The sequence below is a fragment of the Bacillus sp. P4_D3 genome, assembly GCF_056401855.1.
In genome coordinates this window covers 1-9,151 of record NZ_JBFUIN010000106.1, presented here as the reverse complement: position 1 = coordinate 9,151, position 9,151 = coordinate 1, and the positions used below count along the sequence as shown (strand labels likewise).

Annotated in this window: 9 protein-coding genes; 2 read left to right on the top strand and 7 right to left on the bottom strand. The window is 36.8% G+C overall.

Going from position 1 to position 9,151, the window contains the following annotated elements; genetic code table 11:
* The 5 genes from hemW to gpr form a co-directional block, all read right to left on the bottom strand.
* Nucleotides 1-1,013, bottom strand: a 1,013-nt coding sequence (hemW, locus tag AC1DTM_RS13385; RefSeq protein ID WP_477000336.1) for a radical SAM family heme chaperone HemW, incomplete at its 3' end; no start/stop codon positions are given.
* A 57-nt stretch (nucleotides 1,014-1,070) separates the two neighbouring features.
* On the bottom strand, nucleotides 1,071-1,439 hold the full coding sequence (locus tag AC1DTM_RS13380) for a winged helix-turn-helix transcriptional regulator (protein WP_002160441.1): 369 nt from the start codon (nucleotides 1,437-1,439) through the stop codon (nucleotides 1,071-1,073).
* Nucleotides 1,440-1,629: 190 nt separating this feature from the next.
* The gene (gene lepA, locus AC1DTM_RS13375; RefSeq protein ID WP_477000335.1) at nucleotides 1,630-3,453 is read right to left on the bottom strand and encodes an elongation factor 4; all 1,824 of its coding nucleotides are present in this window, start codon (nucleotides 3,451-3,453) and stop codon (nucleotides 1,630-1,632) included.
* Between the two features lie 210 nt (nucleotides 3,454-3,663).
* The gene (locus AC1DTM_RS13370) at nucleotides 3,664-4,026 is read right to left on the bottom strand and encodes a YqxA family protein (RefSeq protein WP_002199322.1); all 363 of its coding nucleotides are present in this window, start codon (nucleotides 4,024-4,026) and stop codon (nucleotides 3,664-3,666) included.
* The gene (gene gpr, locus AC1DTM_RS13365; protein ID WP_002111912.1) at nucleotides 4,026-5,129 is read right to left on the bottom strand and encodes a GPR endopeptidase; all 1,104 of its coding nucleotides are present in this window, start codon (nucleotides 5,127-5,129) and stop codon (nucleotides 4,026-4,028) included. Before gpr ends, AC1DTM_RS13370 begins: the two co-directional genes overlap by 1 nt.
* Nucleotides 5,130-5,309: 180 nt before the next feature.
* On the opposite strand from gpr, the gene rpsT reads away from it, so the two are divergent.
* A complete protein-coding gene (gene rpsT / locus AC1DTM_RS13360) occupies nucleotides 5,310-5,567 on the top strand; it encodes a 30S ribosomal protein S20 (RefSeq protein WP_002088694.1) in 258 nt (85 codons plus the stop codon).
* Nucleotides 5,568-5,651: 84 nt separating this feature from the next.
* Here rpsT and holA read toward each other — a convergent pair whose 3' ends face one another.
* A complete protein-coding gene (gene holA, locus AC1DTM_RS13355; RefSeq protein ID WP_016106183.1) occupies nucleotides 5,652-6,662 on the bottom strand; it encodes a DNA polymerase III subunit delta in 1,011 nt (336 codons plus the stop codon).
* Between the two features lie 347 nt (nucleotides 6,663-7,009).
* Between holA and AC1DTM_RS13350 the strand changes: the two genes are divergently transcribed.
* Nucleotides 7,010-7,144, top strand: a complete 135-nt coding sequence (locus AC1DTM_RS13350; protein WP_000997609.1) for a YqzM family protein — start codon at nucleotides 7,010-7,012, stop codon at nucleotides 7,142-7,144.
* A gap of 31 nt (nucleotides 7,145-7,175) precedes the next feature.
* Here the strand turns inward: AC1DTM_RS13350 and AC1DTM_RS13345 are convergent.
* Nucleotides 7,176-9,151, bottom strand: a 1,976-nt coding sequence (locus tag AC1DTM_RS13345; protein WP_477000334.1) for a DNA internalization-related competence protein ComEC/Rec2, incomplete at its 5' end; no start/stop codon positions are given.

The following is a 9,151-nucleotide window of genomic DNA, read 5'->3' as shown; positions in this document are numbered from 1 at the left end:
ACATGGTCCATCTCCACATTAAATTTCTTTTGGAATTCTAACTTAGAAACACCTTTTGTTTTTCGAAGTCCTAAGAACAACTCTTCTTCCATTTTTTCTTTCTCTGTCACTGGGTGAACATCTAAATATGGAAATCCTGTCTCATCAATTTTAGTGAAATATTGCTTGAGCGGACCTACATTTTGAATTCGTTCCCCGTTCACATAGCTATGCGCTCCAGCTCCAAATCCATAATACTCTTCATTATTCCAGTATGTGAGATTATGTCTACTTTCATTATTACCTTTTGAGAAGTTACTAATCTCATACTGGTTATAACCATGTTTCTCCATTTCATCCATTACCATTTCGTACATTTTCGCTTCATGGTCTTCACCTGGAAGTCTTAATTTCCCTTTATTCATTAAGTTATAAAATACGGTTTTCGGTTCCACAATTAAGGAATATGCCGAGAAATGTTGTACACCAAGCGTAAAGGCAATGTCTAATGTTTCCTTTACATCTTCTATCGTCTGTCCTGGCAGAGCATAAATTAAATCTACATTAATATTTGTAAAACCGACTTCCTGCGCTTCTCGAATTGCTACGAATGCATCTTCTCTCGTATGCCTGCGTCCAATCTTCTCAAGTAGCTCATCACGAAACGTTTGCACACCAAAACTAATTCGGTTTACTCCACCTTCTAGCAATACGTTCAACTTCTCTTTCGGTAAATCACCTGGATTCGCTTCAAATGTTAATTCACAATTCGGCGCAAATGGGCGCAAACGACGGTTAATGATGTCGAGTAGTTTTTTTGTTTGCTCCATATTTAAAGCTGTCGGAGTTCCTCCGCCAACAAAAATCGTTTTCATACTTTCAAACGGTACTTTTTGAACCGTATTTATTATTTCTTTCTCTAAATATTGTAAGTATTGATCAACCGGTTGGCGTTCAATAAATACTTTATTAAAATCACAATAGTGACAAATATGCTGACAAAATGGAATATGAATATATGCAGCTTGTACCAAATATAACTCCTACCTTTCTAAAAAGAAAACCTCCGCGTTCCGGAGGGTCCTTTACTTTTATAAAGTGTTACGAATTTGTTCCATTCGCATTTTTCCCCAATCATACATCATTTCAACGATCGGTAAAAGCGACATACCTAATTCCGTCATATAGTACTCAACTCGCGGAGGAATTTCCGGGTATACTGTTCGATCAATAATCCCGTCCTCCATTAACTCTTTCAATTGATTTGACAACACTTTATGAGAAATGCTCGGGAACAGACGTTGTAATTCACTAAAACGATGCGGACCTTCCACACCTAAGTGCCACAATATCACAACTTTCCACTTCCCACTAATAATAGAAAGCGTCAGTTCCTTTTCGCAATTAAAATTACCTTTTTGTATTTTCTCTCGAATATCTTTTCGAATATTTTCGGACATTAATAGTCTCCTAACTCTATATCAATCACTAAAAAGCTCTCTCACTATTGTAAATGAGAGATGCTAAGATGTCTAAAAAGTAGCATATAAAAAAAGAAGCCGAACGAACGGCTTCTACTTTTATCACAATTGGTGCGGGCTAATAATTAGCGAAGAATAGAAAAATCCCCACTAATTATAGTTCACTCTATTAGTTATCATCCATTTTCAGTACAGCCATGAATGCTTCTTGCGGCACTTCTACAGAACCAACAGACTTCATACGTTTTTTACCTTCTTTTTGCTTATCAAGAAGTTTACGCTTACGAGAAATGTCACCACCGTAACATTTTGCAAGTACGTTTTTACGCATCGCCTTAATTGTAGAACGAGATACAACTTTATTTCCGATAGTCGCCTGAATTGGCACTTCAAACTGTTGTCTTGGAATTAATTTCTTTAATTTCTCTACAATTACTTTACCACGGTCATACGCTGAATCACGATGTACAATAAATGATAAAGCATCCACTTGTTCATTATTTAAAAGAATATCCATTTTCACAAGCTTAGATGGTTTATAACCAATTAACTCGTAGTCAAATGATGCATATCCTTTCGTATTTGATTTCAATTGATCGAAGAAATCATATACGATTTCTGATAACGGGATTTCATATGTCAATGTAACACGTGTTTCATCTAAATATTGCATATCAATAAACGTTCCACGTTTCCCTTGGCAAATTTCCATTACAGCTCCAACATAGTCATTCGGAACCATAATTGCAGCCTTCACAAACGGCTCTTCTACACGATCGATAGCCTGTGGATCTGGCATATTAGATGGATTATCAACAATAAGATCTTCACCGTTTGTTAAATACACTTTATAAATAACGCTTGGCGCTGTTGTAATTAAGTCAATCTTGAATTCACGTTCAATACGTTCTTGAATAATCTCCATGTGAAGCAGCCCTAAGAAGCCACAACGGAAACCAAAACCTAAAGCTTGAGATGTTTCAGGCTCAAATTCAAGAGCAGAATCATTCAATTCTAGTTTTTCTAACGCATCACGTAAGTCGTTATAACGTGCAGAATCGATTGGATATAAACCACAGAATACCATTGGATTTAATTTACGATACCCTTTTAACGGCTCTACAGCCTGACGTTTCGCATGTGTAATCGTATCACCTACGCGTGTATCGCCTACGTTTTTAATAGATGCTGCTAAGAAACCTACATCACCTACTGTTAACTCGTCACGTTGCGTTGTTTTCGGTGTAAACACACCTACTTCTGTTACTTCAAATTCTTTTCCAGTTGCCATCATACGTACTTTATCGCCAACTTTTACCGTTCCATTTACAACACGGATATATGCAATTACACCACGGTACGGATCATATAAAGAATCAAAAATCATACATTGTAACGGCTCTTCTGAATGACCTGTTGGAGCTGGTACCTTTTCAACGATTTGTTCTAAAATATCTTCAATACCAATGCCAGCTTTCGCTGAAGCAAGTACAGCTTCCGATGCATCTAAACCAATTACATCTTCTACCTCTTGACGTACGCGTTCTGGGTCTGCACTTGGTAAGTCGATTTTATTAATAACTGGTAAGATTTCTAAATTATTATCAAGCGCTAAATATACGTTCGCTAATGTTTGCGCCTCAATTCCTTGCGCTGCATCCACAACAAGAATTGCACCTTCACAAGCCGCTAAACTACGAGATACTTCGTACGTAAAGTCGACGTGTCCTGGAGTATCGATTAAGTGAAGAATATACTCTTCACCGTCTTTCGCTTTATACGTTAGTTGTACTGCATTTAATTTAATTGTAATACCACGCTCACGCTCCAACTCCATAGAGTCAAGCAATTGTGCCTTCATTTCGCGCTGTGCCAACGCGTTTGTTTTCTCCAAAATACGGTCTGCCAACGTTGATTTCCCGTGGTCAATGTGAGCAATGATGGAGAAGTTACGAATTTTGGACTGTCTTTTTGCTCTTTCTTCTTTATTCATCTATGTTCTCAACTCCTAATAGTCTCGCCAATATACACTAGCACTGATTATATCAATAGAGCAGCAAAGATTCAATGAAAACTCGTGCTGCTTACAATACAAATCACTCTATCTATATCTTATGCGAACAAACCATAAGAGACAAACCTTTTTCAAATTAAAGGACGACTCTCTTACAAACCAATAAGACAACCGTCCTTCCTGCTATCCTTAACTAAAAATCCCTTTTATTGCCCCAACCACTATATCCGTCCCAAACTTTGTCATATCACGAGCAACACTTGCTATCGCCATACCGATACCTTCTACAACATTAAAACTTCTTAAACTTTCTAACTGTTTTTGTTTTTCAATAGCCGAAAACGTATCTCTCGAAATTTCTGATTCAGCCCCAGCGCCTTCTGTTCCTGTCATATGAGCAATTTGTTCATATGACAGCTGACGATACCCCTTCATACTTTTCAGACCATGATTAGCGAGTGCCACTCCAGCTATCATCATAAGCAAGCATAAAACTGTACCGCATATACATAACAGCGTAAATCGACTCAAACTATTTCTGCCTCTTTCCATCAATGTGTATAGGCCCCTGTGTTATCTTGATCAATCTGATGATGCAGTGCTGCATTTAAACCACTTGCTATTACATTTGCCATATCCTCAATAAACGCATCTACTTCTTTTGGGGTTACCATTAAATTATGACCAAGAGGAGATAACACTTCATAAATCAACTTTCTCTTTTCTTCTTCTTCTAACGTACCAATAGCCCCTAAAAACATATTTCGACTCTTTTCATCTGGCATATCTTCTTCTGTTAATTTTTTCTTTTCTCCAAATGTAAAACCTGCTGGCAATAAAGAGCGTGACGGTTTGTTTCCTTCTTTCAGTTCCCGGCCAAAATGTTTCAAAATAAAATCAATTGTATCACTCGTAATCGAAACAGCATCTACCACAGTTGGCACACCAATTGCGATAACAGGAATACCTAATGTTTCTTTACTTAGTTCCTTACGCTTATTCCCAACACCAGATCCTGGATGAATTCCTGTATCAGAAATTTGTATCGTACTATTTACTCGTTCAATAGAACGCGCAGCTAATGCATCAATTGCGATGACAAAGTCTGGTTTTGTCTTTTCAATAATTCCGTAAATGACATCGCTCGTTTCGATTCCTGTAATTCCCATTACCCCTGGACGAATGGCACTAACAGGTCTAAACCCTTCTTCCACACTTTCAGGCTGCAATTTAAACAAATGTCTCGTCACCAGTACGTTCTCTACAACTATCGGTCCGAGTGCATCCGGCGTTACATTCCAATTCCCAAGACCTACGATTAAACAACTCGCTTCTTTTGAAACTCCAACCTCTTCTAAGAAATAAGAAAATTCTTTTGCAAAAATACGCTCTACCTTTTGCTGAAGTTCCGTATCTTGTTGTCGTATACCTTGCACCTCAAGAGTTAAATAATTCCCAGGTTTTTTCCCCATCGACTCAGATGCAATTTCATCAATAGTTACTTTTGTAATTGTAACTCCCTCTTCTTCCCTCTCTTTTACAATAACTCCCTGTATCCCTTTTTGTTCTTCTTGGCGCTCTTGCAGCATTTGGTGCGCCTCTACAGCAAGGTCAGTTCTAACACTATATTTACTTAAATCTAATGGTTCTTTCATCGTATCTCCTCCGTAATTCATAGTAAATATCGTTAGATTTCCCCAAGTTATATTAGGTCATTCTTTCCTTTACGTGAAATTTCATTGATATACTATTGCAATTCTCTTCACCGTTTGATAAAATATCACTTGTTCTATGTAAGAATCGAGTCATTCGATTGCACCAGGGAGGTGAAAAGTATGGCAAACATCAAATCTGCTATCAAACGCGCTAAACTTAGCGAAGAGCGTCGTTCACATAACGCTTCTATCAAGTCTGACATGCGTACTGCTGTTAAAACTGTAGAAACTTTAGTTACTAATAACGATCTTGAAAATGCTAAAGAAGCTTTCAAAACTGCTTCTAAAAAACTTGACAAAGCAGCTCGTAAAGGTCTTATCCACCAAAACGCTGCAGCTCGTCAAAAATCTCGCTTAGCGAAACAAGTAAACGCGTAAGGCGTTTAAAAAACGATCCATTCGGATCGTTTTTTATATACACAAAAAAGTTCACGTATTTAGTACGTGAACTTTTTTGTGTTACTACATATGATTTAACCGCATTAAGAAAAACTCAAGCACAAGTTTCTTATCCATCTTTCCAGTCTTCATACTATAATCAGCTTCCGCTAATTCTATAATAACTTTTTTTAATTCTTCAAAAGAGAAAAACTTTGTTTGATTCATCGCCAACTTTACCCGGTACGGGTGCACACCAATATGGGAAGCAATTTGATTTTGTCCGTAACCACGCTGTTGTAATTCTTTCACTTGATGGAGCAAGCGAAATTGACTTACTAATAACGCGAGCAGTTTAATTGGTTCTTCCTGCTGTGTAAATAATCCGTCTAAAATTTGCATCGCACCAGCGATATCTTTTTTCACCACTTTTTCTGTTAAAGCAAACACATTTTGCTCAACAGATTTCGGCACAAGTTCCGTGACAAGTTTTGGCGTAATTTCTCCGCCCATACCGACGTATAACGTTAACTTTTCCATTTCCTTCGCCAACATTGTTACATTACTTCCCACAAGCTCTAACAACAAACTAACAGCTGCATTATCAATATGCACATGCACCTCATCCGCACGAGAAACAATCCACTTCTGAACATCCTGCACTTGCATCGCATTTGCTTCTATTACATCCGCTGTTTTCTTTAATAGTTTTGTAATTTTTTTTCGTTCGTCTAATTTTTCATAAGGCGCAACAAAAACAAGAATAGAAAAAGGAGATGGCTCCCCAATATATTCTTCTAAAATTTTTATATTTTGTTCTAATTTTTCTTTTTGTGCCGTTAAAAATAATGGTGATTTTATTAATATAACTTTACGCTCTCCAAAAAAAGGAAGCGTATGCGCATCCTCAACTACATCTTCTAAATACGCTTCTTCCAAATCGTATGTCACAACATTAAACTCTCGATCTTCCTCTTCAAGCGCTTCCGTTGTAATAAGCTTTATCGTTTCATTTATAAAATAGGCTTCCGTTCCATACAGTACATACAACGGAGCGAACTGTTTCTTTTTAATCTTCTTATGTATATCACTCATATTTTTTCCTACTCCCTAACTTGGCAATATATATTTATACTAATGCCCTAGCTTTTGTTTTACAAGTACAAAGGGACGGGCTTTATAACCCGCCCCTTTATTTATATAAAACGCCACGCAATAAGCCCCGGATTTCTTATTGGTGTGCGGTAATCACCTTCCCTTTATTATTTACAATAATAATCTTAGTATAAGTGCCAACTGTTAACATGATTGGAAATGAAAAATTCACGCTACTTAACTAACTAGAAAAGTATACAAATACTCTATTTCGCTTCATATGGAAATTGTAGATTTTTTTCTGACAATATTCTATACTAAAATGGAATGTTGGGGAGGGATTCTAAATGAATGATTTTGAACAAAACGTTCAAAGTAAACGCAATGACGCTATTGATTCAGGGGTAGGATTTATCGTCTCATTTGGTTTTTTCGCAACACTTTTCATTATTGCAACTGTTATTAAATTCATCGGTTCTTAAAGGCTGCTGCTTAACGGCAGTCTTCTTTTTTTCATCTTCTATGTGTTTCATCATATGTGATTTTACTTTGAAAGGTTCCTTTTTCTCCATTAAAAACATAGGAAATAGCACCTTGCTTATCCGTACGCCATATATCAATACCCATCTTCTTAAAACGCTCTATAACTTCCTTATGCGGGTGCCCATACCTATTACGCTCTCCCACAGAAATAATCGCTACAGTAGGCTGTACAAGGCTTAAAAAAGGATCTGTAGACGATGTTTTACTCCCATGGTGGGCAACTTTTAAAATATTAGCCCGCAAATCAGGATATGTCGATACTATAAACTTTTCTCCTTCTTCTTCTAAATCACCCGTAAATAGCCATGTTAGTCCCCCTAGTCTGGCCCATAGTACAATCGAAGAGTCATTTTCTCCCTTTTCTTTCCCCTTTGGAGCTAATACGAAAAATTCCGCTTCATTTACCCTCCAACCTTCCCCTTCTCCTACTACACTTATCTTCATGCTCTTTTCTAACGCCTTTTTCTTCACCACTTTTTCCAATACAGCATCTTGTTCCTTTCTCCCAAATACAACTTCTTTTACAATAATAGATGACAGCAAATCCAGCGCAGCACCTATATGATCCGCATCTCCATGCGTTACAATTAATTTATCAATCGTTTTTATACCTTCTTTTTGTAAGAAAGGAACCAGAATATCATGCCCAACAGAAAATTCATGCTTTTTCTGTTGCCACACTTCCTTCTTGACGGGAAGGGCTCCACCTGTATCAATAAGATAAACCTCTTTATCGTACGGAAGACGAATTAATATTGCATCTCCCTGTCCAACATCAAGAAATGTAACACTCCCACTTTCGCGAAAATATGGATATACATAATGACAAGTACTAATAAAAAGAAATACACCCACAACTATGCACAAAATTTTTTTCGTTATTACTCTTTCCCAAATCACAAATATACTAACGATACTAAAACAATATATAGCCACAAGAAATAAAGGAGTTTGACCAAAAGTAAGTCGGATGAAAGGGAAACTTTCACAGTAACTTAGAAAGTCATTAGAAATGGTTAAACATAATGAAAGTACATACGCAATTCCTTTTGCGAAAAATGGAATAACCGGCATACATATAAGAATAATAATGCTACACGGCAATACAATAATGGATAGAAAAGGAACATATATAAGATTGAGGAAAATGCTATAAGGAGAAAAATAACCAAAATGATATAACAAGATGGGGGTACTAGCGAGCTGTGAAATTATAGAAATGTAAATAGAATTTCGAACTACTCCATTACTACGCCCTAATAATATCGGCGCAGATAGTAGTAAAGCAAAACTACCTACAAATGAGAATTGAAATCCAATGTTGAAAATAAGATACGGATCGTATATAAGCATACATATAGCTGTTATACTTAAGGCGTCTAGACTAGATAAGCGAATAGAGCACATGAAAGCTACCAACAATAAAACTCCTATTATAGAAGCCCTCACAACAGATGGCGACGCCCCAGCTACGATCATATATAGAGGAATGCAAACTATAAGGCATACTGTTGCTGTCTCTTTCGTCACACCACTTCTTAGTAAAACAAAATACATTATAACCATTAATAATACGATATGCGATCCTGAAATTGCCAACAAATGTATAAGACCAAATTGTTGATATTGCTCTTCTACTTCAAACGTCATTTGTTGTCGATCTCCAAATAATAATGCGTTCATAAATGCACCTGATTGTTCTGGGAACATTTCTGTAACTTTCGAGATTGTTTGTTGCCTGAGAAGAAAAATCCATTGCACGAGTGACAACGATGTTTTTTGACATTCAGAAATGTATGTCACATCAAATATAAAATGTATTTTTTGCTGATATAAATAATTACGATAATCAAAAACATGAAAATTCCGGGCAGTTTGTGGTTCTTTCACCTCCCCTTTAAATGTACACGATATACCTGCATGTAATTGTTGCAATTGCTTCCTTC

Coding starts and splice junctions, on each gene's coding strand:
- AC1DTM_RS13380 (WP_002160441.1), bottom strand. CDS start 1,439: ATGTCCGAAAATATTCGAAAAGATATTCGAGAGAAAATACAAAAAGGT.
- lepA (WP_477000335.1), bottom strand. CDS start 3,453: ATGAATAAAGAAGAAAGAGCAAAAAGACAGTCCAAAATTCGTAACTTC.
- AC1DTM_RS13370 (WP_002199322.1), bottom strand. CDS start 4,026: ATGGAAAGAGGCAGAAATAGTTTGAGTCGATTTACGCTGTTATGTATA.
- gpr (WP_002111912.1), bottom strand. CDS start 5,129: ATGAAAGAACCATTAGATTTAAGTAAATATAGTGTTAGAACTGACCTT.
- rpsT (WP_002088694.1), top strand. CDS start 5,310: ATGGCAAACATCAAATCTGCTATCAAACGCGCTAAACTTAGCGAAGAG.
- holA (WP_016106183.1), bottom strand. CDS start 6,662: ATGAGTGATATACATAAGAAGATTAAAAAGAAACAGTTCGCTCCGTTG.
- AC1DTM_RS13350 (WP_000997609.1), top strand. CDS start 7,010: ATGAATGATTTTGAACAAAACGTTCAAAGTAAACGCAATGACGCTATT.